Annotated in this window: 24 protein-coding genes; 9 read left to right on the forward strand and 15 right to left on the reverse strand. The window is 66.2% G+C overall.

Going from position 1 to position 24,914, the window contains the following annotated elements; genetic code table 11:
* Positions 1-18 precede the first annotated feature (18 nt).
* Positions 19-1,113, reverse strand: coding sequence for a lysine-2,3-aminomutase-like protein (locus tag QW868_RS14255; protein WP_315737844.1), 1,095 nt, complete (start codon positions 1,111-1,113; stop codon positions 19-21).
* A complete protein-coding gene (gene epmA / locus QW868_RS14260; RefSeq protein ID WP_316230792.1) occupies positions 1,110-2,159 on the reverse strand; it encodes an EF-P lysine aminoacylase EpmA in 1,050 nt (349 codons plus the stop codon). The genes QW868_RS14255 and epmA overlap by 4 nt, the downstream gene beginning before the upstream one ends.
* A gap of 138 nt (positions 2,160-2,297) precedes the next feature.
* Between epmA and efp the strand changes: the two genes are divergently transcribed.
* The 3 genes from efp (at position 2,298) to QW868_RS14275 (ending at position 4,843) form a co-directional block, all read left to right on the forward strand.
* A complete protein-coding gene (gene efp / locus QW868_RS14265; protein ID WP_315712097.1) occupies positions 2,298-2,864 on the forward strand; it encodes an elongation factor P in 567 nt (188 codons plus the stop codon).
* Between the two features lie 39 nt (positions 2,865-2,903).
* Complete coding sequence (locus QW868_RS14270; RefSeq protein WP_316230793.1) at positions 2,904-4,517, forward strand: M23 family peptidase; 1,614 nt, start codon at positions 2,904-2,906, stop codon at positions 4,515-4,517.
* Between the two features lie 62 nt (positions 4,518-4,579).
* Positions 4,580-4,843: a hypothetical protein gene (locus tag QW868_RS14275; RefSeq protein ID WP_316230794.1), complete on the forward strand. Its 264-nt coding sequence runs from the start codon at positions 4,580-4,582 to the stop codon at positions 4,841-4,843.
* Positions 4,844-4,934: 91 nt separating this feature from the next.
* Here the strand turns inward: QW868_RS14275 and QW868_RS14280 are convergent, their stop codons facing one another.
* Both QW868_RS14280 and QW868_RS14285 read right to left on the reverse strand, forming a co-directional pair.
* Positions 4,935-5,117 (reverse strand): hypothetical protein, encoded by a 183-nt coding sequence (locus QW868_RS14280; RefSeq protein ID WP_315712101.1) that lies wholly within the window; start codon positions 5,115-5,117, stop codon positions 4,935-4,937.
* 59 nt (positions 5,118-5,176) lie between these two features.
* Positions 5,177-5,647, reverse strand: a complete 471-nt coding sequence (locus QW868_RS14285; RefSeq protein ID WP_315785262.1) for a carboxymuconolactone decarboxylase family protein — start codon at positions 5,645-5,647, stop codon at positions 5,177-5,179.
* A gap of 53 nt (positions 5,648-5,700) precedes the next feature.
* On the opposite strand from QW868_RS14285, the gene QW868_RS14290 reads away from it, so the two are divergent.
* Together QW868_RS14290 and QW868_RS14295 are read left to right on the forward strand one after the other, a co-directional pair.
* Entirely contained in the window at positions 5,701-6,246 is a 546-nt protein-coding gene (locus QW868_RS14290; protein WP_315811091.1) for a MarR family winged helix-turn-helix transcriptional regulator, read from the forward strand.
* Positions 6,247-6,304: 58 nt separating this feature from the next.
* Positions 6,305-7,537 (forward strand): lytic murein transglycosylase, encoded by a 1,233-nt coding sequence (locus tag QW868_RS14295; RefSeq protein WP_315811092.1) that lies wholly within the window; start codon positions 6,305-6,307, stop codon positions 7,535-7,537.
* A gap of 190 nt (positions 7,538-7,727) precedes the next feature.
* Here QW868_RS14295 and QW868_RS14300 read toward each other — a convergent pair whose 3' ends face one another.
* The gene (locus tag QW868_RS14300; RefSeq protein WP_315737836.1) at positions 7,728-8,519 is read right to left on the reverse strand and encodes an NYN domain-containing protein; all 792 of its coding nucleotides are present in this window, start codon (positions 8,517-8,519) and stop codon (positions 7,728-7,730) included.
* A 295-nt stretch (positions 8,520-8,814) separates the two neighbouring features.
* Between QW868_RS14300 and QW868_RS14305 the strand changes: the two genes are divergently transcribed.
* On the forward strand, positions 8,815-9,216 hold the full coding sequence (locus tag QW868_RS14305; RefSeq protein WP_315737835.1) for a hypothetical protein: 402 nt from the start codon (positions 8,815-8,817) through the stop codon (positions 9,214-9,216).
* Positions 9,217-9,337: 121 nt separating this feature from the next.
* Here the strand turns inward: QW868_RS14305 and QW868_RS14310 are convergent, their stop codons facing one another.
* The 3 genes from QW868_RS14310 to recJ form a co-directional block, all read right to left on the reverse strand.
* On the reverse strand, positions 9,338-10,345 hold the full coding sequence (locus QW868_RS14310; protein ID WP_316159839.1) for a serine hydrolase: 1,008 nt from the start codon (positions 10,343-10,345) through the stop codon (positions 9,338-9,340).
* A 433-nt stretch (positions 10,346-10,778) separates the two neighbouring features.
* The gene (locus tag QW868_RS14315; protein WP_316230795.1) at positions 10,779-11,735 is read right to left on the reverse strand and encodes an IS481 family transposase; all 957 of its coding nucleotides are present in this window, start codon (positions 11,733-11,735) and stop codon (positions 10,779-10,781) included.
* Between the two features lie 521 nt (positions 11,736-12,256).
* Positions 12,257-14,098 (reverse strand): single-stranded-DNA-specific exonuclease RecJ, encoded by a 1,842-nt coding sequence (gene recJ / locus QW868_RS14320; protein ID WP_316230796.1) that lies wholly within the window; start codon positions 14,096-14,098, stop codon positions 12,257-12,259.
* 309 nt (positions 14,099-14,407) lie between these two features.
* On the opposite strand from recJ, the gene QW868_RS14325 reads away from it, so the two are divergent.
* Entirely contained in the window at positions 14,408-15,496 is a 1,089-nt protein-coding gene (locus QW868_RS14325; protein ID WP_316230797.1) for a methyl-accepting chemotaxis protein, read from the forward strand.
* Between the two features lie 10 nt (positions 15,497-15,506).
* Here QW868_RS14325 and QW868_RS14330 read toward each other — a convergent pair whose 3' ends face one another.
* From QW868_RS14330 to QW868_RS33560, 5 genes are all read right to left on the reverse strand, one after another.
* Positions 15,507-16,226: a haloacid dehalogenase type II gene (locus QW868_RS14330; RefSeq protein ID WP_315737831.1), complete on the reverse strand. Its 720-nt coding sequence runs from the start codon at positions 16,224-16,226 to the stop codon at positions 15,507-15,509.
* A 123-nt stretch (positions 16,227-16,349) separates the two neighbouring features.
* Positions 16,350-17,351 (reverse strand): class II fructose-bisphosphatase, encoded by a 1,002-nt coding sequence (gene glpX / locus QW868_RS14335; protein WP_315737830.1) that lies wholly within the window; start codon positions 17,349-17,351, stop codon positions 16,350-16,352.
* A 205-nt stretch (positions 17,352-17,556) separates the two neighbouring features.
* On the reverse strand, positions 17,557-18,876 hold the full coding sequence (locus QW868_RS14340; protein ID WP_315737829.1) for a homoserine dehydrogenase: 1,320 nt from the start codon (positions 18,874-18,876) through the stop codon (positions 17,557-17,559).
* 39 nt (positions 18,877-18,915) lie between these two features.
* Positions 18,916-20,136 (reverse strand): LL-diaminopimelate aminotransferase, encoded by a 1,221-nt coding sequence (locus QW868_RS14345; protein WP_315737828.1) that lies wholly within the window; start codon positions 20,134-20,136, stop codon positions 18,916-18,918.
* 234 nt (positions 20,137-20,370) lie between these two features.
* A complete protein-coding gene (locus tag QW868_RS33560; protein WP_409997747.1) occupies positions 20,371-20,559 on the reverse strand; it encodes a hypothetical protein in 189 nt (62 codons plus the stop codon).
* A 369-nt stretch (positions 20,560-20,928) separates the two neighbouring features.
* Here QW868_RS33560 and QW868_RS14355 point away from each other — a divergent pair, with 369 nt between their 5' ends.
* Positions 20,929-22,734 (forward strand): class I poly(R)-hydroxyalkanoic acid synthase, encoded by a 1,806-nt coding sequence (locus QW868_RS14355; protein ID WP_315798553.1) that lies wholly within the window; start codon positions 20,929-20,931, stop codon positions 22,732-22,734.
* Between the two features lie 73 nt (positions 22,735-22,807).
* The gene (locus QW868_RS14360) at positions 22,808-23,206 is read left to right on the forward strand and encodes an MAPEG family protein (RefSeq protein WP_315737826.1); all 399 of its coding nucleotides are present in this window, start codon (positions 22,808-22,810) and stop codon (positions 23,204-23,206) included.
* A 9-nt stretch (positions 23,207-23,215) separates the two neighbouring features.
* Here QW868_RS14360 and QW868_RS14365 read toward each other — a convergent pair whose 3' ends face one another.
* Both QW868_RS14365 and QW868_RS14370 read right to left on the reverse strand, forming a co-directional pair.
* Positions 23,216-24,265, reverse strand: coding sequence for a LacI family DNA-binding transcriptional regulator (locus QW868_RS14365; protein ID WP_315755568.1), 1,050 nt, complete (start codon positions 24,263-24,265; stop codon positions 23,216-23,218).
* The gene (locus QW868_RS14370; RefSeq protein WP_315712128.1) at positions 24,262-24,906 is read right to left on the reverse strand and encodes a ThuA domain-containing protein; all 645 of its coding nucleotides are present in this window, start codon (positions 24,904-24,906) and stop codon (positions 24,262-24,264) included. The genes QW868_RS14365 and QW868_RS14370 overlap by 4 nt, the downstream gene beginning before the upstream one ends.
* Positions 24,907-24,914 lie beyond the last annotated feature (8 nt).

Consider the following 24,914-nt stretch of genomic DNA (forward strand, 5'->3'; position numbering starts at 1 on the left):
CGGAATCGGCAGGACACTTCATCCCGCGGCGGGCGGATAGAGGTGCGCCTCGCCGCAATAGTCAATCACACGATAGCGCGTTTGCGCACCTGCCGCATGATCCTGCTCAACAGTTTCATCGGCAGTGAGGTATTGCGGCCCCACCGGCGCCTTGCCGTAGCCGCCGGGAATGTCGAGCACGTAGTCGGGCTGGCACAGGCCGGACACCCGGCCGCGCAGCGTTCGGATCAGGGCCTGACCTTGCGCCAGCGTGGTCCGCAGATGCGCCGTGCCCGGCGCGAGGTCGCCATGGTGCAGGTAATACGGCTTGATGCGAATCTCGACGAAGGCGCGCATCAGCGCCTCCAGGGTCGCCGCATCGTCATTGACGCCGCGCAGCAGCACCGACTGGCTGACCATGGGAATGCCGGCATCGATCAGCCGCGCGCAGGCCGCCTGAACCGCAGGGCTGAGCTCGCGCGGATGATTGGCGTGCAGCGCGACCCAGGTCGCGGCGCCCGGCACTTTCAGCGCCTCGACCAGCGCCGGCGTGATGCGCTGGGGATCGGCGACCGGCAAACGGGTGTGGATACGGATGATCCTGACGTGATCGATGCCGGCGAGATCGGCCATGATCTCCTTCAGCCGCCGCGGCGACAGCATCAGCGGATCGCCGCCGGTGAGGATCACCTCCCAGACCTCGTCATGTGCGCGGATGTAGTCCAGCGCCGCGCGATAGGCCTCCTCCGACAGCGCGTTGTCCTTGCCGGGCCCGACCATCTCGCGGCGGAAACAGAAACGGCAATACACCGCGCAGACATGCACGAGCTTGAGCAGCACGCGATCGGGATAGCGGTGCACGATGCCGGGCACCGGCGCATGCGCGTCGTCGCCGATCGGATCGCCGCGCTCGCCGGGCGCGGCCTTCAGCTCGTCCATGCTGGGCACGAACTGGCGCGCGATCGGATCATTCGGATCGTCAACGTCGATCAGGTCGGCGAGATGCGTCGTCACCGCCACCGCATAGCGCTGCGCCACGCGCGCCAGCGCCGGCTGGTCCGCCGCGTCAGCCAATCCCTGCGCGACGAGATCCTCGGCGCTGCGCAATGTCGTCGGACGTTCGACCCTGTTCATCGCTCACCTGCCGGCGGCGTCCATACCACCTGGTCGATCCTCGTGGCGCCGGCCGCCAGCATCACCAGGCGGTCGAAGCCAAGCGCCACGCCGCTCGCCTGCGGCATCGCGGCCACGGCGGCGAGGAAGTCCTCGTCGAGCGGATAGCGCTCGCCATAGCGCCGCTCCTTCTCGGCCATCTCCTGCTCGAAGCGGCGCCGCTGCTCGGCGGCGTCGGTGAGCTCGCCAAAGCCATTGGCGAGCTCGACGCCGCAGCCATAGACCTCGAACCGTTCGGCTACGCGCTGGTCCGCCGCCACCCGCGCCAGCGCGGCCTCCGGCGCCGGATATTCATATAGCACGGTGAGGCGTCCCTGCCCGAGATGCGGCTCGACATGCTCGACCAGTACCTTGCTGAACAGGTCAGACCAGGTGTCGTCGTCGCTGATTCGGATCTTGCCAGCGGCGGCCTGCGCCAGCGCCGCACGGTCGCCCGCGCCGTCGCGGATGGTCGCCAGCAGGTCGATGCCTGCATGGCGCTCGAACGCGCCGGCAACCGTCAGCAGCTCGGGCTCTGCGAAGGGATCGGCGCTGCGGCCGCGAAAGGCGAACTGCCGGATTCCGGTCGCCTGGGCCGCGTGCGCGATCACCACGACCGTGTCGGCCATGATCGCATCGTAGGGTGCCTCCGCCCGATACCATTCCAGCATCGTGAATTCCGGCAGATGCAGGTCGCCGCGCTCGCGGTCGCGGAACACGCGGGCAAATTCGAAGATCCGCCGCTCGCCGGCCGCCAGCAGCTTCTTGCAGGCGAATTCCGGCGACGTTCGGAAATACCGCCGATGGCGGGTTCCGTCCGGCCTCGTCAGGTCGGTGCCCGGCGCGTGCAGATGGGTCTCGTTGCCCGGCGACACCTGCAGGATGCCGGTCTCGACCTCGATAAAGCCCTGCTCGTCGAACCAGGCCCGCAGCGCGCGGATGATGGCGGCCCGGGCGAGCAGGAACGGCCTGATGTCGGCGTGCCGCTGCGGCGACCACCAGGGCGAAGGCGCGGGCTCCCGGGACATCAGGGGATCGCCCGTTCGGGCCGCAAAAGACTGGCAACCCCGGACAAAATCAGTATGTTGCCGCCCGAAACCGCATTCCGCGTCGCGTGGCGCCCCGGCCCAGTCCGGCGCCCCTTTTTCAGTGTCAGGAAAACAGCTTTGAAAGTCATCGCCAGCTCTATTCGCAAGGGTAACGTCATTGAGCAAGATGGAAAGCTCTATGTCGTCGTCACCGCCGAGAACATCCATCCCGGCAAGGGCACTCCGGTCAGCCAGATCGAAATGCGCCGAATCAGCGACGGCGTGAAGATCTCCGAGCGCTTCAAGACCACCGACCAGGTCGAGAAGGCGACGATCGAGGAGCGCAACTTCACGTATCTTTACGAGGATGCCGACGGCTTCCACTTCATGAACCCGGAGACCTACGACCAGGTCCAGGTGCCGAAGGACGTGGTCGGCAACCAGGCCGCCTATCTCCAGGAGAACATGACGGTCAAGCTGTCGATGCACGACGTGGTCCCGGTGGCGATCACGCTGCCCCAGCGGGTCACGCTCGAGGTCGTCGAGACCGAGCCGGTCACCAAGGGCCAGACCGCGTCGTCGTCCTACAAGCCGGCGGTGCTCTCCAACGGCGTTCGCACCGGCGTGCCGGCGCACATCACGGTCGGCACCCGCATCGTCGTCATGACCGAGGACGGCTCCTACTGCGAGCGCGCCAAGGACTGAGACATCTCGAGGATCTGACGCCGGGGGGCGCGGGGGGATTTGGGGGCACGGGTCATCACACTCATCGCCGCCCTGGCGGCGATCATCACGCTGGCCGCGCCGTCCACGACGCGCGCGGCCGATGACTTTGCTCCGCCCGCCCTCACCATCAACCGCGCCGACTGGCGCGCGGCGCTGGACCAGCTCCGCTCCGAGCTCAACGCGGCGCCCGAGGTCGCCGCCGACTTCGCGCCGGCGCGCCGGAGCAGCGTTTCGGCCGGTGATGCGCGGCGCAGGCCCGCGCTGGTCCAGCTCAACGGCGTGACCTCAACCATCTTCACGGGGATCGGACGCAGTCCGGTCCCCGTTTTGCTGCCGTTCGACGCCACCGCCTATCTCGCCGCGCGCCGCAGCGCCGCCATCGCGGCGCGCGGCCTGCCGCGCTATCAGGCCGACTTCCAGACTGACCTGTTCGATGCCGGCCCGTCCGGCTACGACGCGGTGTTCTCGCTGCCGCCGGAGGTGACCTCCGGCCTGCCGTCGCGCGTCTTCGCAAAACCGGTCGAGATCCAGATCACCGGATCACTCCTCACCTACGATGTCGCCGATCCCGCCGGCGGCAAGGGCGAAGCCGTCAAGGCGCTGTCAGCGCAATATCCCGATCTGCGCCGCTTCATTCGCGAGGGCTATGTCCGCTACGCCTTCACGCGCTTCGGCGTGCCCTATGTGGTCTCGATCCAGTGCCTCGACAGCGCGCCGCGGCCGCGGCGGCTCGCCTGCCGCGAGGCCTATCCCATCGCCGAGCGCTTCCTCAAGGCACTGCGCATCGCCGGCGGGCAGCCGTCGCGCATCCCGCCGGAGATCGCGCCGCTCGCCGCCGAGCGCCCGGTCACGCTGGATGCCGATTTCACCTATCGGCCCGTTGGCGACATCGTCGCCAACAGCGGCGGACGCGGCCAGGGCGGGCGGGCCGACCGCACCGTCTATTCGCAGATCCGCTACCCCCTTGATGCGCCGGCCTATGTGCATTCGCAGTCGTTCGGCCGCCGGCGCGCGAGCGACAAATTCGACCAGCCGTGGAGCCAGTATCCCTGGCGCGACAATTTCTGCGAGGCGCGCAGCTTCAACGTCGGCCAATGCGCCAGCGGCTTCGGCCATCAGGGCCAGGATCTCAGGCCGGGCGCCTGCCCGGTGCGCCGCGACGGCGCCGACGGCTGCAACCCGTGGCGGCAGCGCGTGCTCGCCGTGCGCGACGGCGTCGTGATCCGCTCGACCCGGCAGCAGGCCGTGACGGTGCAGGTCAACAGCGGCACCGAGCACGTCCGCTTCCGCTACATGCACATGAATCCCGCGGCGATGGATGCCGACGGCCTGCTCAATGGCCGCGGCCTCCGCGAGGGCGAGCCGATCGGCGTGGTCTCGAACTATCTCGACCATCCCAACGGCACCACGCGCCATCTGCATTTCGACGTCCAGCTGTTCACGCGCGATGGCTGGATCTGGGTCAATCCCTACGTGACGCTGATTACAGCCTATGAGCGCCTGATCGGCGGCCGCGGCCGCGAGGTCGGGCTGGAGGAGATCGCCGCGTCGCCGCCGGCGACCACCGGGGCACTCGGATCGTCGCCGCTCGGACCTGCGGCCGACGCCGCCGCCGCGCGCGACCGGAACTGATCACCGGCGGGCCCGGAACCGGAGCCGACCGCTCCGGGTTGTCTGGCCACGGAGGATCGCAGATGATGACAGCCAACCCGCATCGCAGAGCCGGACCGGCGCTCGTTTCAGCCGCGATTGCGCTGCTCTGCGTGGGGGCGCTGACAATGCTGGTGCGCGACCGCTGGCATCCGCCGGAGATCAAGTCCGCCGAGGCGGCACGGCATTCGACAACCGGCCAGGTCGCCCGCGCCGCCGGCGCGCGCGTGATGCCGACCGGCCCCAGCCTCGCGGTCGAGCCGAAGCCGGAAGGCCCCAAGCCGGCGCAGCCGGCGAATCCGTTTTGAGCCTGGCACGCGCGCTTATTCGTTCGAGCTGATTGCAAGCGGCATCTGTCTCAACTCTCAGCGAGATACGAGACGGGGAGACAGTCAACAGTCACGCCGACCACTTGTCCTCTTCGCGACGATGCTCCTCGGCATTGAGGCGGTCCGCAATCTCTTGCGCCATCGCCTCGTTCTTGGTCGTGGCGATCGGCTTGCCGTCCTGGCGCTGCACGCGCTCCTTGTCGGCTTCCAGCGGAAAATCCTCCGGCTTGAGCGGTTCGTCCGTCCCGGTCATGCGCGCCTCCTCTGCCTCCCGCGCATAACCCGCCGGGCCGTGCCGCGGTTCCAGGCAACTCAGGAGGCCGCCCGCGCCGGCCGCTCCGCCGGCGTCCAGCGGAACGCGACGCCGTAGCGATTCCAGAGATTGATCACGCCGATCGCCGACGTCAGGAACACCAGCTCCGTTTCCGAGAATTCGGCCCGGGCCTGGGCATAGACCTCGTCGCTGACGCCGCCCTGCAGCGTGGTCAACGCCTCGGTGAAGGCCAGCGCCGCGCGCTCGCGTGCCGAGAATTGCGGCGCCTCGCGCCATACCACGACGAGATTGATCTTGTCGGCGGAGACGCCGAGCTTCTCGGCCAGCAGCACGTGATGCTGCACGCAGAACGCGCAACCGTTGATCTGCGACGCCCTGATCTTGACGAGCTCGAGCAGCTGCTTGTCGAGGCCGGCCTTGGCCGCCTGCTGACTCACCGCAAGGATGGCATCGTACAGCTCCGGCGCCTGCCTCCGGAACGTGGTGTACTCGCTGCGCGCATGTGACATGGTCTGTCTCTCATGTTATCAGATATATGATAACTTATCAGGGCTCTGATGATATGCGCAAGGCACCGGAATTGACGACCTCGCGAGCGTCGCGAAAGGCAGCCCCCGCAAAGGCCGGCCCCGCGCGTCGGCCGAAGACAGCGGCCCGCCCGCCATCGCCCGGCGAGGGCAAGCGCGGCGAGGACGGCTACCTCGCCTATTTGCTGCGCCAGGCACAGGCCGCGGCGCGGCTGTCGCTCGACCGCGCGCTCATCGCGACCGGACTGACCCATCCGCAATTCGTGGTGCTGACGATGCTCAAGGCCTATCCCGGGCTGTCCGGCGCCGACCTCGCCCGCGTCGCGCTGCTGACGCCGCAGACCGTCAACGTCATCATCAGCAATCTCGAACGCGACGGCGCCATCCAGAGAGCGCCGCATCCCGTGCACGGCCGGGCGCTGCAATGGACCCTGACCCGGCACGGCCTCGCTCTGCTCGCCAAGGCCCGGCGCCGCGCCAGCGCGCTGGAGCGGCGACTCGCCGGCGACCTGAGCAAGCGGGACCTCGCGACCATCCGCCGTTGGCTGGCCCGCATCGCCGCCGAGCTCCACCAAGCGTGAAAGTTCCGCCCGTTCCGGGCTTTGCCGCCGGCCCGCATCAGCGGGTAGACTGCCCTCCATGACTCAGTCCGATTCACAGCCCGATACGATGACCCGCCGCGCCCTGCTCCGCTCCGGCATCGGTGCCGCCGCGCTGCTCGGCCCCGCCCTGCCGGCAGCGGCTGCCCCGGCCGAGTTCGAGGCCTGGCGCGACGGCTTTCGCGCCCGCGCGCTCGCCAAGGGCATCTCGCCGGCCACCTGGACCCGGGTCATGGCGCGGCTCGAGCCCGACATGACCGTGTTCAAGGAGTTGCGCAACCAGCCGGAGTTCAAGGAGCAGCTCTGGCAGTACATCAACCGTCGCGTCTCCGACTGGCGCGTCATCAACGGCAAGATCGCGCTGCAGAAGAACGAGGCGCTGTTCGCCCGCATCGAGAAGGACTTTGGCGTCGAGCGCGGCACGCTGCTGGCGCTGTGGGGCGTCGAGTCCGCCTATGGCGATCCGCTGGTGCAGCAGAACCACATGCGCCCGGTGTTTCCGGCGCTCGCCGCGCTCGCCTGGAACGAGCCGCGCCGCAAGGCCTATTGGGAGACCGAGCTCACCAACGCGCTGAAAATCGTCGATCGCGGCTGGAGCACGCCGGAGGAGATGCGCGGCTCCTGGGCCGGCGCGATGGGCCACACGCAATGGATGCCCGAAGTCTGGCTCAACGTCGGCTTCGACTATGACGGCGACGGCAAGATCAACCCGTTCGGCCGCCCCGACGACGCGCTCGGCTCGACCGCGCGCTATCTCGTCAACCGCGGCAAATATCACCGCGGCGAGCACTGGGGCTACGAGGTGCGCGCGCCCGGCAACATGTCAGGAAGCCGCAGCTACGCGGCCTGGCAGGCAGCCGGCATCACCCGCGCCGACGGCCAGCCGTTCCCACAGCCCAATGCCACCGCGCAGCTCTGGATTCCGGTCGCGGGCGGCCCCGCCTTTCTGCTCGGCCCGAACTTCTACTCGGTGAAGTCCTACAATCCGGCGATGAGCTACGCGCTCGCGATCTGCCATCTCGGCGACCGCATCCTGGGGGCACCGCCGTTCCTGCAGCCCTTCCCCGGCTCCGAGCGCGCGCTGACGCTTGCCGAGGTGCAGGAGATGCAGAAGCGCCTGACGGCCGCCGGCTTCGACACCGGCGGCACCGACGGCCGCGTCGGCAACGACACCATGAAGGCGATCCGCGACTTCCAGGCCAAGGCCGGCATCACTCCCGCCGACGGCTATGGGGGATTGAAGGTGCTGGCGAAGCTCAGGCAGGGCGGCTAGCCGCGAAGAAATGTAGGGTGGGCAAAAGGCGCGGCCGTGCTCTCGCCACCTGAGAGCTGGTAGTGGCGCCGTGCCCACCACCTCACGCTGAGCACGCCGCCCGACGATGGGCACGCTGCCGCCTTCGGCGGCTGCTTTGCCCATCCTACGTGTCCGTCATGTTGCGAGCAACGGCGACGCTCAGCTTGCGTCACGCCTTGGCCGCCGCCTCGCGGTGTCCCCTCGGCGCCTTCGCCTTGGGCTGCGACGCGCTCGACGCCCTGACGCGGATGCGCACCGAGCCGCCTTTCGGCTGCTCCTCGATCTCGAACGCGCCGGTCTTGCGGACGAGATCGCTCAGCTTGCGGCAGCCATAGGTGCGCGGATCGAAGTCGGAGACCAGGTTGGAGAGCTGCTTGCCGACCTCGCCGAGCGCGACCCAGCCGTCCTCGCTTTCCATCTGCGTGATGACGTTCTTGATCATCGGCGTCGCCGCGGTGATGGGCAAAAGAGACTTGGGTGCCGCAGCCGTATCGGCGTCCTTGCTGGTCGCGGCGTCGCTGCGCAAATTCTCGGTGTAGATGAACCGGCGGCAGGCCTGCCGAAAGCTCTCCGGCGTCTTCTGCTCGCCGAAGCCGAACACGTCGATGCCCTGCTCGCGGATGCGCGCCGCGAGCCGGGTGAAGTCGCTGTCCGAGGACACCAGGCAGAAGCCGTCGAACCGTCCGCTGTGCAGCAGGTCCATCGCGTCGATCACCAGCGTGATGTCGGAGGCGTTCTTTCCCGTGGTGTAGGCGAACTGCTGCTGTGGCACGATGGCGTGTCTGGCGAGCGTGTCGGCCCAGGGCCTGGAGCGCGGGCTGGAGAAGTCGCCATAGATCCGGCGCACGCTCGCCTCGCCGATCTTGGCGATCTCCTCGAACAGCCCGTCCACGATCTTGGCCGAGGCATTGTCGGCATCGATCAGAACGGCAAGACGCGGCGAGCGAGGTTCGGACGGCATCGGATAGTCCTCAAAGTTGGCCCAGTTCTCATTCCCTTATACGCGCCCTTATACGCGGGCCGACATCCAGCCGAATGATTTTCTTGAGACGAATGGCAAGACCACGGGATGCGCAACCAGGCACTCCGCGAGTCGCGGCACGGCTGGCTGGGTGTGCGGAGACCGGCCGCTGACGCTCCCTCCGTTCGTACACGAACAAATTTGGGTTCCAGGCCTGTTCTGACGGTTGTTTTCACCTTCTCTTAATTTGCCTCGCACAACGATGCGGACGACCCAACGATGGGATCTGCGGCAGATGATGAAGGAAGGCACCTATTCGGCCTGGTTCAGGACCCCCAAAGGCCAGGGAACCGGCATCGTCGAGCTGGTGGGCGGCAAGGTCTGCGGCGGCGATACCGTGCTGAGCTATGCCGGCAGCTACGAGACGCATGGCGATCGGTTTACCGCCATCATCAAGACGAAGCGTCACGCGCCGGGACAGCCGTCGCTGTTCGGCCCCGACGAGCTGACGCTCAGCCTCGAAGGGTGCTGCAGAGGCACGCCCGTCACGTGCTCCGGCTATGCCGCGGAAGCTCCCGACGTGCCGTTCGAGGCGCTGCTGCTGTTCTCGGCGTCCGACGACGCCGCACCTCCGCAAACGCCCCGGCCGACGCCGAAATTCAGTCCCGATCATCTGCCGAAGCCGTCCTGGCGCTGAGCTGTCGCGGTTGTCGAGGAGCCCTGTGTCGCGCGCTGCGACCCGATCCCACGGACGCTCGATCTCACCTGCTGAGACGTGATCCGATCTCAGATCGAGCGCGATCGCCATCGCATGCTCCTCACGGCACCGACGCGCTGATCCTGCTCACGAGATCGAGGACGCGCTGGGTTCGGACGCCATGCGGGTTGACGGCGAGATCGACCAGCTCGACCAGCACCAGGCGCTTCGACGGAACGACGACGACCAATTGCCCACCATAGCCATTGGCCAAGAAGGCGCTGACGCCCGGACTGCCCTTCGTGTACGTCCACCAGAGATAGCCATAGCCGCGTTCAGGCTGCTCGGTATCCGACAGCCGCGTCGTCGATTCTGTCACCCAATGAGCCGGGATCAGCTGGGTCCCGTTCCAGCGTCCGCCGTTGAGATAAAGCACGCCGAACCGCGCGAGGTCGCGTGCGCTCATGTGAAACACGTAGGCGGGATGAGAGGACGAGTCCTCCTTCTGGTAGTGACCATCCTTCGTCGAAAAATCCTCCATGCCGAGCGGCCGCGCGATCCGGGTCTCGAAGCTTTTGAACACGTCGCCCAGGGATTGCCGATAGATCGTGCCGAGCGCATTGAAATCCCAATTGTTGTAGTACCAGAAGCTGCCAGGCGGATGGCTTCCGCGGGCAGGCCGGAGGTCCCTCATCCGCGGCGTCTCGTAGGCCGCGAGATGATAGACGCCGGAACGAGCCATCAACAATTGGCGAACCGTCGCGGTCTTCTCGGTCGGCGACAGGGCGTCGGGACGATCGTCGATCGCAAGTTCGGCAAGGGTGCTGTCGAGGTTGATCCGGCCCTCCTCGACCGCCAAGCCGTACAGGGCGCTGATGAGGCTTTTGCGCTCGGACCGGATATTGACCTTGGCGCCGATGTCACCCGACGACGCAATGATCTCGTCGTCTCTGACCACCATGATCGCCGTCGGCTTCTGCGCGTCGGCGAACTGCTGAACCTCCTGCGAAATCGCCGCGGTCCAAGGCTTTTCGCTGGGGTTTGCTGTCTGCCAGTGCAGGCCCGGTTCGGCATGCGCCCACGGCAAGCACAGCAACAGCACCACGAAGACACCAGACAGATATTGCATCGAACACCCACATTGTCGGACAGCCGCCCTCGTCGCGAAGATGACTCAGTGCGCCAAGATGGCAAATTGGCAAGAACGAGCGGCAGGTTGCAACACCGACGTCCCGTCGCCGCGTGCTCCTCAACGCCACAGCAAGCGAACGTCATGTCTCGCAGCGATGTCAGTCGGATGACCGAAACCGCTTTGGGAGGCGCAAGATTTCGCTTGCTTTTCTTACGAAAATCGGAAATTATATGACGGTCCCGTCCTCATGAGAGGGGCGCTTCGCGATCGTCACGAACGTGGAGGATGGGATGCGGTGGCCGCGATCGTGTCGCAGCGTGCTCGATGTACGCGGACGAACGGCAGGTTGCGGACGTGAAATCGCGTGGTCCTGGCGCCCCGATGCTGGCGCCAAGTCTTTGGGTGATGATGATCCCGGAGACGACGGTGGCTATCTGTGGAGCCTCAGGAGGTTGTCCTCGGTTAAACCGAGTCTGCTGATAGGCGGCTGGGAGTTTATGCCGCCGTGAGGCCGGTGCCAATTATACTGGTGCAGCCAGATGGGCAGTTGCGCGGCGCGCTGATCGGAAGTGGGATAGGTGTGTGCATAGGCCCACTCCCGGAGCGCTGTCTGGATAAAGCGCTCAGCCTTGCCATTGGTTCTGGGCGTGTAGGGCTTGGTGCGGATATGCTTGAGACCAATATCGCGGCAGGCCTTATCGAAATCGAAGCCGATATAGCAGCCACCGTTGTCGGTCATGACGCGGGTGACGGTAACGCCCAAGCTCTTGTAGTGAGCGACAGCGGCCTTGAGAAACGCAACAGCACTCTCGGCGGTCTGATCAGGCTTGAGCTGTGAAAAGGCGACACGGGAGTGGTCATCGATGCAGACATGCATGTACTCCCAGCCAAGTCCGCGACAATGACTATAGCCGTTCCGATTGCCGGTGACGCGATGGCCGCTTTGCGCGAAACGGCCGAGCTTTTTGATATCGATATGGATCATCTCGCCCGGCGCAGCGTGCTCATAGCGACGCACGGGTTCGATCGGCTCCAGATCACGGATTCGGTTCAACCCCAGTCGTCGCAGAACGCGGCTGACCGTGGCCGGCGACACCTTAACCTCAGCCGCAATCTGCTTGCCCGTGTGGCGCTGACGGCGCAAAGCCTCGATAGCGGTACATGTGGCAGCAGTGGTTTGGCCTGGCGATGAGTGCGGTCTGGAGGAGCGATCGAGCAATCCCTCGACACCTTCCTCGCGGAACCGCTTCACCCATTTGGCTACGGTCTTCGGCGTCGTATTGTACTGGTAAGCAGCTTCAGCATAGCTCAGCCCACCCTCAACGACACTCCGCACCATCGCCTCTCGACCTTTCGGTGTCATAGGCGCATTCTTGTGGACGTCCATCTGGTCTCTCCTTGGAACACTGAAGCTTCGCAACCTCAGCTTCCTCGGTTCAGACCGGATGGACAACCTCCTGGAAGACCACAGCTATCAAGCCGAACACCGGGGAGATCGCGTATAAGCGTTAAGACCTCCGCGCAGGGAATGCCGGTTGAAACGGCTTTGCCTGTGGTGACTGCCGCCTGCTTTTTGTTTGCAGGCGGGCCATGGGTGAGGCCTTCACCCGGCATTCCCTGCGCCCTCTCTTCTCTGATGAGGGTCTTGATCCTGCATCACTCGGGCGCAGATGCGCGGCGGGATTACAAAGACTTGCCCTGCAATGAGACACGCGACGGCCACCCCGCACTCCGCTGTCGTCCCGGCCTCCGCGCCGGGACCCATACCCACAGGGAGCCGTTTGAGGCATGATCGGAGTGAGCATCTCGTTCTCACAACGTCTGCTGCTGCGTATAGGTCCCGGATCGGCGCTTCGCCGACGCGAGCGTCGTCGAAGCTTGTCTGGGACGACAGCGGTGTTGGGGCTGCTACCTGATCATCGCCGGTCCATGATCCGGCACGGCGACATCGAGCACGCGCAGTTGCACGCGCTCGACTCCCTGGTAGCGGTCGACGGTGAGCGTGCCGGCGACGTGCAGGATCTGGCCGCGATGCTGAACCAGCGCGTTGCCGAGCTTCTGACCGACGGAGCGGAACGCGATCGCGTTCACCATGGCTCCGTCGCCGGACTTGAAGCGCAGCTTCAGATGCGCCTGCCCGACTTCGTCGGCATAGACCAGTTGATGCGACGGCAGCGCCACGATCGGCTCGGGATTGCCGCTGCCGAACGGACCGGCGCGATTGAGCGTCGCTACCAACTCGGGCGTCGCGGCGCGCGCGCTGATCGCGCCATCGATCAGGATCTCGTTGACGTGCCGGGCCTCGGACACGTCGGCGGCGAGCGCGCTTTCCAGATAGGCGCGGAATTCGGCCAGCCGCTCCTTGCGCAGGGTGACGCCGGCGGCCATCGCGTGCCCGCCGCCCTTCATCAGGATGCCCTGCTCCACGGCATGGCGGACGGCCTTGCCGAGATCGACGCCCGGAATCGAGCGGCCCGACCCGGTGCCGATGCCGCCCGGCTCGAGCGCGATCGCAAACGCCGGCCGGGCAAACTTTTCCTTGAGCCTGGACGCGACCAGCCCGACCACGCCGGGATGCCAGCCTTCGGACGCGGTCACGATGACGGCGCCCTTGTCCTCCAGCCCGAGCGAGGCCAGCGCCTCCGCTTCGGCCTGCGCTTCGGCCTGCTGCTCGATGACGCGGCGCTCGCTGTTGAGCCGGTCGAGCTCGGCGGCGATTCGCGCGGCTTCGGAGATATCGCTTTCCAACAGCAGCCGCACGCCGAGATCGGCGCGGCCGATGCGCCCGCCGGCATTGATGCGCGGTCCCAGCATGAAGCCGAGATGCCAGGCTTCGGGCGGACCGTTGAGCCGGGCGACATCCATCAGCGCGGTGTGCCCGACATGGTCGCGCCGGCGCATCGCGATCAGGCCCTTGGCGACGAACGCGCGGTTGAGCGCGATCAGCGGCGCGACGTCGGCGACGGTGCCGAGCGCGACGTGATGCAGCATGCTGAGCAGATCCGGCTCCGGGCGCGTGCTGCTCCAGAAGCCGCGGCCGCGCAGCTCGCGATTGACCGCAACCAGCGTGACCAGCGTCAGCCCGACCGCGGCGAGATAGCCGAGGCCGGAGAGATCGTCGGGCCGGTTCGGATTCACCAGCGCGTCGACCTCGGGCAGGTCCTCGCCGCATTGATGGTGATCGATCACCACCACGGACATGCCGAGCCGCCGCGCCTCCGCCAGCGGCTCGAGGCTGGTGGTGCCGCAGTCGACCGTGACGAGCAGCGTCGCGCCCTTGGCCGCGAGCGCGCGGATGGCATCGACGTTCGGGCCGTAGCCTTCGAAGATGCGGTCGGGAATGTGGATCAGCGGATCGAGCCCGCAATGGCGCAGATGCCAGGCGAGCAGCGCCGCCGAGGTTGCGCCGTCGACATCGTAGTCGCCGAAGATCGCGACCTTCTCGCCCTTGACCGCTGCGTCGGCAATGCGCTCGGCCGCCGCCTCCATCTGCGTCACCGTGAACGGATCCGGCATCAGCTTGCGGATGGTGGGATCGAGGAAGTCGTTGACTTGATCGAGCTCGACCTCACGCCCCGCCAGAACCCGGGCCAGCATCTCCGGCAGTTGATAGCGCTGCACCATCGCAAGCGCGCGCGCCGCGCCGCGCGCATCCAGCCGGTCGCGCCACAATTTGTTGGTCAGCGACAGCCGCACGCCCAGGAACGCCTGCGGGGCGCTCAGGGGCAGTGCAAGGGCGGATGGTGCCATGACGCGCGGGGCCTCGCTTGCAGCGCAGCGATTCGAAACGGACGCCGTCGAATCTACAGCAACTGGCCTGCCTCAGCAGGTTCCATCCATGAAACCCACCAGAATCGTCCCAGAACTTGGCGGAACTCACAGGAAATCAGGGAAATGCCGCCCATATACGGCTGGTTGCCTAAAATTCGAGCTGCGTTCAATGGAGTGCATTAAACAGCCGTTAGGCGAACTCCGTAACATTTCAATCAATTATTACATCCGATTTGTCCGCCCTCTTCGTGCCGACCAGGAGGCGCGGCAACATGGAGTTCATTGCCGATGCTGACCGCGCCCGAGTTGAAGACGCAGCCCTCCGCCGCTCCGGCACAAACGACTCCCAAGGATGACGAGACCGACGTCTCGGCGCTGATCGCCCGGCTCACCGGCGAGGTCAATCAGATCGCCTGCGAGAAGACCAAGTCGATCCAGCAGATCACCAACCAGATGAAGATGCTGGCGCTGAACGCGCTGATCGAGAGCTCGCGGGTCGGCGCCCAGGGCGCGGGCTTCGCCGTGGTGGCCCAGGAGGTCCGCGCCGTCGGCCAGCTCGTCGAGACCATCGCGCGCGAGCTGGAAGGGCAGCTCACGACCCGCACGGGCAATCTGAAGAGCTCGATCGAGCGCATGACCGAGCGGGCGCGCGGCGAGCGCATGGTCGATCTGGCGCTGAATGCGATCGAGCTGATCGACCGCAATCTCTATGAGCGGACCTGCGACGTGCGCTGGTGGGCGACCGATTCGGCCGTGGTCGACTGCGCGGCCGCGCCCGATGCCGCCCGCGTCACGCACGTCTCCGATCGGCTCGCGGTGATTCTGTCGGCCTACACCGTCTATCTCGATCTGTGGCTGTGCGATCCGAGCGGCAAGGTGATCGCCAACGGCCGCGCCGACCGCTTCAACGTCGTCGGCCAGAGCGTCGCCGACACCAAATGGTTTCGCGAGGCGCGCGGACTGCGCTCGGGCGACGACTACGTCGCCGGCGACGTCGAGTGCCAGCCGCTGCTCGGCAACGCCCAGGTCGCAACCTATTGCGCCTCGGTCCGCGAGGACGGCAAGGCGCATGGCAAGCCACTCGGCGTGCTCGCCATTCATTTCGACTGGGAGGCTCAGGCGCGCGCGATCGTGCAGGGCGTCCGCGTCAGCGAAAGCGACAAGGCGCGCGTGCTGCTGGTGGATTCGAATCTGCGCGTCATCGCGTCCTCGGACGGCCAGGGCATTCTCAGCGAGCGGGTGTCGCTGAAGCTCGATGGCAAACGCAGCGGCTTCTATCAGGACATCTCCGGGCGCATGGTCGCGTTCCACGCGACGCCCGGCTACGAGACCTACAAGGGTCTCGGCTGGTACGGCGTGATCGTGTCGGGTGCGTGAGGCAGGAGGATCAGCAGCCCAGCCGGTCGGCGATGCCGCCGAAATCATCGGCGACGATGTCCCAGGCGCCGGTGGCCTCGAAATCGCGGCTCTGCAGCGGGCCGTATTCGGTGGGGCGGGCGACAAAGGCGGTCTTGAGGCCGTAGCGTTGCGCCGCCTCGAGATCATTGTTGTGCGCGGCGACCATCATCACCTCGCCGGGCGAAAGGCCAAGGAGACGTGCGGCACCGAGATAGGTCTCGGGATCGGGCTTGTAGTGCGCGAACAGCTCTGCGGAGAGCACGAGGTCCCAGGGCAGACCCGCAAACTTCGCCATGTTGGTGAGCAGCGCGACATTGCCGTTGGAGAGCGGCGCGATGATGTATTTGGACTTCAACCGGGTCAGCCCGGCGACACTGTCGGGCCACGGATGCAGCCGGTGCCAGCCGCGGGTGAGATGATCGAGATCGGCTTCGGTGAGGCCGGTGATGCCGAGCTGCGCGACCAGCGTCTCCAGCGAGCGCCGGTGCAGCACGTCGAGGATGACGTAGCCGCGCTCCGGATGCCTCCGGACCTCGTCCATCGAGCCGACATAGAGCCCGCGCCAGCCATCGACCAGCGCGGTCCAGTCGCCCTGGATGCCGCGGGTCTTCGACCACGCGGTGAAGTCGTTGATCAGGCTGGTGCGCCAGTCGACGACGGTGCCGAACACGTCGAACACCAGCGCCTTGACCATGGACAGATCGGACATGCTGAGCCGCTCTCCAATTTCGTCATTCCGGGATGCGCGCACAGCGCGCAGACCCGGAATCTCGCGCCACGGTCTCGAGATTCCGGGTTCACGCTCCGCGTGCCCCGGTACGACTGTGCTGGATCAGTCGAGGTGGAATTTCGCCAGCTGGCGGTGCTCGGCGCGGATGTAGCGCACCGTGCCGGTGACCGAGCGCATCACGACGGTCTCGGTCTCGATGACGCCGTCCTTGCGGAACTTGACGCCGGAGAGCAGCGAGCCGGTGGTGACGCCGGTGGCCGCGAACAGACAGTCGCCGCGGGCCATGTCCTCGATGCCGTAGATCATCTTGGGATCACCGACGCCCATCTTGTGGGCGCGCTCGCGCTTCTCCTCGGTGTCGAGGATCAGGCGGCACTGCATCTGGCCGCCGATGCAGCGCAGCGCCACCGCGGCCAGCACGCCCTCCGGCGCGCCGCCGGTGCCGAGATACATGTCGACGCCGGTGTTGTCGGGATCGGCGCAGTGGATCACGCCGGCGACGTCGCCGTCAGTGATCAGGCGTACCGCAGCGCCGGTCGAGCGCACGCCCTGAATGATATCGGCATGGCGCGGGCGGTCCAGCACCAGCACCGTGATCGCGCCCGGCTCGACGCCCTTGGCCTTGGCGAGCCGGCGGACGTTGTCGGCAGGCGTCGCGTCGATGTCGACCACGCCCTTGGCGTAGCCCGGGCCGACCGCGATCTTCTGCATGTAGACGTCGGGAGCATGGAGGAGCGTGCCGCCATCGGCCATCGCCATGGTCGCGATCGCGCCGGGCATGTTCTTGGCGCACAGGGTGGTGCCCTCGAGCGGGTCGACCGCGATGTCGACCCTGGGGCCGGCATTGAGGCCGACCTTCTCGCCGATATAGAGCATCGGCGCCTCGTCGCGCTCACCCTCGCCGATCACGACCGTGCCTTCGATCGGCAGCTTGTTGAGCTCGCGGCGCATCGCATCCACGGCGGCCTGGTCGGCCGGCTTCTCCTGGCCGTGGCCGCGCAGCCGCGCCGCCGACACCGCCGCCCGTTCGGTCACGCGCACCAGCTCCAGCGTCAGGATGCGCTCGAGCAGCAATTGTTGCGGGACAGAAATCTGCGTCGACATCGGTCAACTCCTCAAGACGTCACGGCGGACATCCGCCATCAAAATCTACCGCTCGCACGCCGCCCCCCCTGGGCGGCAGCCGGGTCAGGCGGTCGGCACGAATGGCCGTTCCCCGCCTGTCTACTCTCCCGGTTTGAGCATGAACCTATACCAAACGCCACGCGTTTGTTTGAGCAGGGACAAGCGGTTCCCTGTGCATCATGCGCTAGTTCTTCTCGATCCGGATCACCTGGGGCTTGCCGCTGATGACCTTGTCGCGCTGCACCGCCTGGAGCGCGCGATGCACGGCGTCCTCGTGGGTCGCGTAGGTGATCAGGATCACCGGGACCGGCGCGGACTTGCCGGCGGTCTTCGCCGGCTCGCTGCCGTTGGGATGCCGCTGCACGATCGATTCGATCGAGATCTTCTGCTCGGCGAGCCGGGTCGCGATGGTCGCTGCCGTGCCGGCATGGTCGCGCGCCATCAGGCGGATGTAGTAGCCGCCCTCGTGCCGCTCCATCGGGGCCTTCTCGGTCGCCTGCAGCTTATCGACCGGCCGTCCGAACGGCGCCGCGCGGATACCGCGCGCGACATCGGCGATGTCGGCGACGACCGCGGAGGCCGTGGCGGCGCCCCCTGCTCCCGGACCGACCAGCGTGATCGGCGGGATACCGTCGCCGTCGATCGTGACCGCGTTGGTCACGCCCATGACCTGGGCGATCGAGGAGGATTTCGGCACCATCGTCGGATGCACCCGCTGCTCGATGCCCTTGGCGGTGCGCACGGCAACGCCAAGCAGCTTGACGCGGTAGCCGAGCTCGGCGGCCGCGCGCAGGTCCTCCGGCGCGATCGAGGAGATGCCTTCGACATAGACGGAGTTCTGCGCCACCTGGGTGCCGAAGGCGAGGCTCGCGAGAATCGCAAGCTTCTGTGCGGTGTCATGGCCGTGGATGTCGAAAGACGGGTCAGCCTCGGCATAGCCCAGGCGCTGGGCATCCTTGAGGCACTCGTCGAACGACAGCCCCTCCTGCTCCATCCGCGTCAGGATGTAGTTGCAGGTGCCATTCAGGATTCCATAGACGCGGTTGATGCCGGTGCCGGCAAGCCCCTCGCGCAGGGTCTTGATCACCGGAATGGCGGCACCGACGGCCGCTTCGAAGTTCAGCGCGCCACCATGCTTCTCGGCCGCCTTGGCGAGCTTCAGGCCATGCTTCGCAATCAGTGCCTTGTTGGCGGTCACCACCGACTTGCCGGCCTTGAGCGCGGTGTCGATCGCCGACAGCGCGGGATCACCCGCGCCCCCCATCAGCTCGACCAGGCAGTCGATTTCGGGATCACCAGCCAGTGCGATCGGATCCTTGGCCCATTTGATCCCGGACAGATCGATGCCGCGCTTCTTGGCCTTCGACCGCGCCGTCACGGCAACGACCTTCACCGGGCGTCCCGTCCGCTCGGTGAGCACGCGCCCCTGACGCTCGATGAGACGAACGACCTCGACACCCACGGTGCCGAGGCCCGCGATGCCCACTCTCAGGGGTGCGACCATGGAATCAAAGAACCTGTCGAAAGGAAAATACGGGAGGGTTCAACGCCGGTTGGCGATGGGAACGACGTTGTGCAACGTTTCGATCCCGCTTTCAAGGAAGCGGCGGACGCCGCGCGCGGCCTGCCGGATGCGCTGCTCGTTCTCGACCATCGCGATGCGGACATAGCCCTCGCCATGCTCGCCGAAGCCGACGCCCGGCGACACCGCCACGCCGGACTTCTCGACCATGAGCGTCGCGAACTGCATGCTGCCGAGGCTCTTGAACTTCTCCGGCAAAGGCGCCCAGGCGAACATCGAGGCCTCAGGCGACGGGATCTCCCAGCCGGCCCGGCCGAACGCCTCGACCAGCGTGTCGCGGCGCTTGCGATAGACGTCGCGCATCTCGCGGATGCAGTCGTCGGGACCGTTCAGGGCAGCCGTGGCCGCGACCTGCACCGGGGTGAACGCGCCGTAGTCGAGATACGATTTCACGCGGGCGAGCGCTGCGATGATGCGCTCGTTGCCGACGGCAAAGCCCATGCGCCAGCCGGCCATCGAATAGGTCTTCGACATCGAGGTGAACTCGACCGCGACATCCATCGCGCCAGGCACCTGCAGCACCGACGGCGGCGGGTTCTTGTCGTCGAAATACACCTCGGCATAAGCGAGATCCGACAGGATCAGGATCTCGTGCTTCTTCGCGAATGCGACGAGGTCGCGATAGAAGTCGAGGCTCGCGACATAGGCAGTCGGGTTGCTCGGATAGCAGACGATCAGCGCGAGCGGCTTCGGAATCGAGTGAATGATCGCACGCTCGGCCGCCTCGAAGAACTGCGGCGTCGGTTCCGACGGCACCGAGCGGATCACGCCGCCCGCCATCAGGAAGCCAAAGGCGTGGATCGGATAGCTCGGATTGGGACAGAGAATGACGTCGCCCGGCGCGGTGATCGCCTGCGCCACGTTGGCAAAGCCTTCCTTGGAGCCGAGCGTCGCCACGATCTGGGTGTCGGGATTGAGCTTCACCCCGAAACGGCGATCGTAATAGGCGGCCTGCGCCCGGCGCAGTCCGACGATGCCGCGCGAGGCCGAATAGCGGTCGGTGCGCGGCTTGCCCAGGGTCTCCTTGAGCTTCTCCAGCACGTGCGGCGGCGCCGGCAGATCCGGATTGCCCATGCCGAGATCGATGATGTCGGCCCCGGCGTTCCGCGCGGCCGCCTTGGCCCGGTTGACCTGCTCGAACACGTAAGGCGGCAGACGGCGGATGCGATAGAAATCTTCCATGGGTCTCTCGGCTCCGGCAACCGGGGGCGGATTCGCCAGCAGAGCTGGCGCTGCGGCGACGCGGGCCATGCATTGAAACCGGTGCTGGATCAGGAGTTTAGCACGGGCTCGCGGCTTGGCTGGCAACGACACGCGGAGGTGTTGATGGCGGTGTTTTATCATGGCCGCCGCGCCACGCCAGACAATTACGCCGCTCAGAGCGGCCGATCTCCCAGCCCTTGGTCACCTGGCCGATCATTTGGGCCTGGTGGTGGTGCCCGCCGAAGCCTGGCGGTCACGCGCCGCGAGCAGCTCCTTTTCGATCTTGGCGCGCTCCTGCGGCGAAATGATCGGCGCATCGCGGTCGCGCGGCACGTCGTTGACGGGCAGATACCCGCCCGGCTCCTTGGGTCGGGCGACCGCATCCGCGTCGAGCGACGGCATGTCCGCGATTGGACTGGAGCACCCGGCAAGCGCGAGCGCGCCGGACACAACGAGCCCCGCAACAAGGGCGCGCCGTCCCGACCTCCAGCCTCGCCCCTGCGTCCCCACGCGCACGTCCCTCGGTCCCCAACTTCCAGTCAACGGTCCCCAGTCCGACCGCGGCGCGGCGCATTTTGCCGCAGTACAACCAATTGTCACTCGAAACGTTACCGGCTTGAACAGGAATTTCATCCAGCTACGTGATCAACATGTCGGAAACGAGAGATTTTTTCGCAACGCAACAATCAGAAATCGAATTTGTCGCAAACTCGCGGATTATTGATCTCGCGCGGTGACGAGACGGTCCCGACGCGATAGTGTGATTGAGCCATGACCGACGTTCAGAACAGCAGCAATCCAGAAAAAACATTCGATGCGGAAGCGTTCGCGATGAACATCGCGAAAGCCATGGAAAGCAGCGGCAAGGCGCTCTCGGCCTATCTGAAGCCGCGCGAGACAGGCGAAGTTCAGGACCGGCCACCGACCGAATTGACCGAGGTCGTCAAATCCTTCACCGCCGTCGCCGACTACTGGCTGTCGGACAAGGAGCGCGCCAGCGACATCCAGACCAAGATCGCCAAGGGCTATCTCGATTTGTGGGGCTCGGCCTCGCGCCGTCTCGCCGGCGAAGACGCACCCCCGGCCATTTCGCCCTCCCCGCGCGACAAGCGCTTCGCCGATCCGGAATGGAAGTCGAACCAGTTCTTCGATTTCGTGATGCAGGCCTATCTGCTGACGACGCAGTGGGCCCAGGACCTGGTCCACAATGCCGAAGGCCTCGATCCGCACACGCGCAAGAAGGCCGAGTTCTACGTCAACCAGATCATCAATGCGCTGGCGCCCTCGAATTTCGTCCTGACCAATCCGGAGGTGCTGCGGCAGACGGTGGCGTCGAGCGGCGACAATCTGGTGCGCGGCATGCAGATGCTCGCGGAGGACATCGAGGCGGGCAAGGGCTCGCTGAAGATCCGCCAGTCCGACCCGGGCAATCTCGAGGTCGGCGTCAACATGGCGACGACGCCGGGCAAGGTGATCTTCCAGAACGAGATGATGCAGTTGATCCAGTACGCGCCGACGACGGAGAACGTGCTGCGCACGCCGCTGCTGATCGTGCCGCCCTGGATCAACAAGTTCTACATCCTCGATCTGCGCCCCGAGAAATCCTTCATCAAATGGTGCGTCGATCAGGGCCTCACGGTGTTCGTGATCTCCTGGGTCAATCCCGACAAAAAGCTTGGGACCAAGACCTGGGATGACTACATGAAGGAAGGCCCGCTCACCGCGATGGACGTCATCGAGAAGGTGACGGGCGAGATGAAGGTGCACACGCTCGGCTACTGTGTCGGCGGCACCATGCTCGCGACCACGCTCGCCTGGCTCGCCGACAAGCGCCGCCAGCGCGTGACCTCGGCGACGTTCCTTGCCGCACAGGTCGACTTCACCCATGCCGGCGATCTGCTGGTGTTCGTCGACGAGACCCAGATCTCGGCGCTGGAGCGCGACATGCAGGCGTCGGGCGTGCTCGAGGGCAGCAAGATGGCGATGGCCTTCAACATGCTGCGTTCGAACGACCTGATCTGGTCCTATGTCGTCAACAATTACCTGAAAGGCCAGGCGCCGCAGGCGTTCGACCTGCTGCACTGGAATTCTGACGCCACGCGGATGTCGGCGGCCAACCATTCCTACTATCTGCGCAACTGCTACCTCGAGAACCGGCTGACCTCGGGCACCATGGTGCTCGACAATACGCTGCTGGATCTCTCCAAGGTGAAGGTGCCGGTCTACAACCTCGCCACCCGCGAGGACCACATCGCGCCGGCCGACTCCGTGCTGTACGGCTCGCAATTCTTCGGCGGGCCGGTGAAGTACGTGCTGTCGGGCTCCGGCCACATCGCCGGCGTCGTCAACCCGCCCTCCTCCGGCAAGTATCAGTACTGGACCAACGACCAGATCCACGACATCTCGCTGAAGGACTGGATCAAGGGCGCGCAGGAGCACAAGGGCTCCTGGTGGCCGGACTGGCGCGAATGGCTGAGTCAGCTCGATCCGGAAGAGGTTCCCGCGCGCGGCGTCGGCAGCGAGGCCTATCCACCGCTCGAGGATGCGCCGGGCTCCTATGTCCGCGTCCGCGCATAGCGTGATCCGCCGCGATTGACTATAACCGCTCCGTCCCGCCGGGACGGGACGGGAATCAGTTGAGGGGATCTCGATGACGCGCGAACTGTTCTGGCTGACGCTCACGGTCATTCTGACCGGCCTGCTGTGGGTTCCCTACATCCTGAACCGCTGCCAGGTCCGCGGCCTCACGGGCGCGATGGCCAACCCCTCCCGCAACGACAAGCCGCACGCGCCGTGGGCAACGCGGCTGATGTTCGCGCACGACAATGCGGTCGAGAACCTCGTGATCTTCGCGCCGCTGGTGCTGATCCTCAACGCGATCGACTATTCGACCAAATGGACCGTGCTCGCCTGCGCCGTCTATTTCTGGTCGCGGGTGGCCCACGTCATCGTCTACGCGATCGGCCTGCCCGTGTTCCGGACGCTGGCGTTCGTGGTCGGCTTCATCGCCCAGGCCATCCTGGCGCTCGCCATCTTCGGCTGGCTCTAGGCCGATCTGCTAGGGCAGATTGTCCCGCAGAAAGATATCGATGCGGATGCGCTCCTGGTCCGGACTGATCGGCTCCCCCGAGCAGTGCGCGAGCAGAATGCGCGCCGCCGAGCGCGCCTCGTGGCCGGGGTCCTGGTTGATGATGGCGTCCAGCGTTCCGCGGACCAGGAACCGCCGCGTGTGCTGGGTCAGCTCATGGGTGATCCAGACCACATCCCGGGCGCGGCCGGATGCCTCGAGCGCGTCGGCGATGCCACGGTTGCCGGCGCCGCAGCAGTAGATGCCGCGCAGATCCGGATGGCGGGCGAGCAGCGCGGCGGTCAGCTCCCGCGTGCGCTCGCTCTCATCGCGGCCCTCGATGGCCGGAAGCGCGAGCAGGTTCGGGTACTCGCTGGACAGGATCTGGTGAAAGCCGAATTGCCGCTCGGCATGATCGCGCAACGACAATGATCCCGCGATCACGGCAACCGTCCCCTCGCGGCCGCCGAGGTAGCGCCCCATCAGCGTGGCCGCCGTCCGTCCCGCGGCAGGGTTGTCGATGCCGACATAGTGCAGGCGGCGCGAGCTCGGGGCATCCGAGACCAGGGTCACCACCGCGACGCCGCGCGCGGTGAGCTCGTCGATCGCGGCGCGCACTCTGGGGTGATCCAGCGCGATGACCGCAACGCCCTGATAGGCCGGCGACAGGTTCTCCAGCGCACCGGCCAGCACGTCAGGATCGAACACGTCGACGTGGAGGATATCGATGAAGCCGCGCTGACCGGCCAGCCACTCTGCCGTGCGCTGGACCTGCTCGGTCAGGATGGTCATGAAGCTGTTGCCGCCGGTCGGCAGCACGAAGGCAAAGCGGAAGCTCTGGCCGCGCGCGAGCCGTGCCGCTGCGACGTCGGCGCGATAACCCAGCTTGGCAACAGCGGCCTCCACCCGGGCAACGGTCTTGGCACGCACGCCCTCGCGCCGGTTGATGACGCGGTCGACGGTGGCGAGCGACACGCCCGCCGTCCGCGCGACGTCCTCCAGCGTGGCCCGGACCGGTAACGGGTTCGCGTCAGCCGTCACTCGCGCGCCGCCCATAGCATGCCGCGGGTCATCAACGTCCGGATCTCCGGCACGTCGAGCTCGTAGGCGCGGTGGCCGAGCGAAGAATAGAATACCCTGCCCGCGCCGTAACGCTTCTTCCAGACCACCGGCATCACCACCCCCTCGATCCATGGGGCGTGCTCGCCGGTGAAGGTCGTGGTCGCCAACACCTCGTTGGCCGGATCGACGTGCATGTAATACTGCTCGGAACGGTGCTCGAAACTTGTCAGGCCCTTCATGATGGGATCGTCCGGCCTGGTCAAGTCGACCCGATAGTCGATGATGTTGCCGGGATGGGCGACCCATTGCCCGCCGCACAGGAACTGGTAGTCGACCGAATCGCGGAAGGCATCGCACATGCCGCCATGATGGCCGGCGAGCCCGACTCCGCTGCGCACCGCCGCGCAGAGATTGAGCGCTTCCGCCTTCTCGATCTTGGACATCGTGTAGATTGGAATGATTAGCGACAGATCGTGGATCGCAGGATCTGCGAACGCGGCCGTCGTGGTCTCGATCCGCACCTCGAAGCCTTCCGCCTTCAGCCAGCCGCGGATCATCGAGGCGCACAGATCGGGGTCATGTCCTGGCCAGCCGCCCCATACAATCATTGCCTTGCGCATGTCTCTGT

The sequence above is a fragment of the Bradyrhizobium sp. SZCCHNR1051 genome (assembly GCF_032489615.1).
Lineage (GTDB): Bacteria > Pseudomonadota > Alphaproteobacteria > Rhizobiales > Xanthobacteraceae > Bradyrhizobium.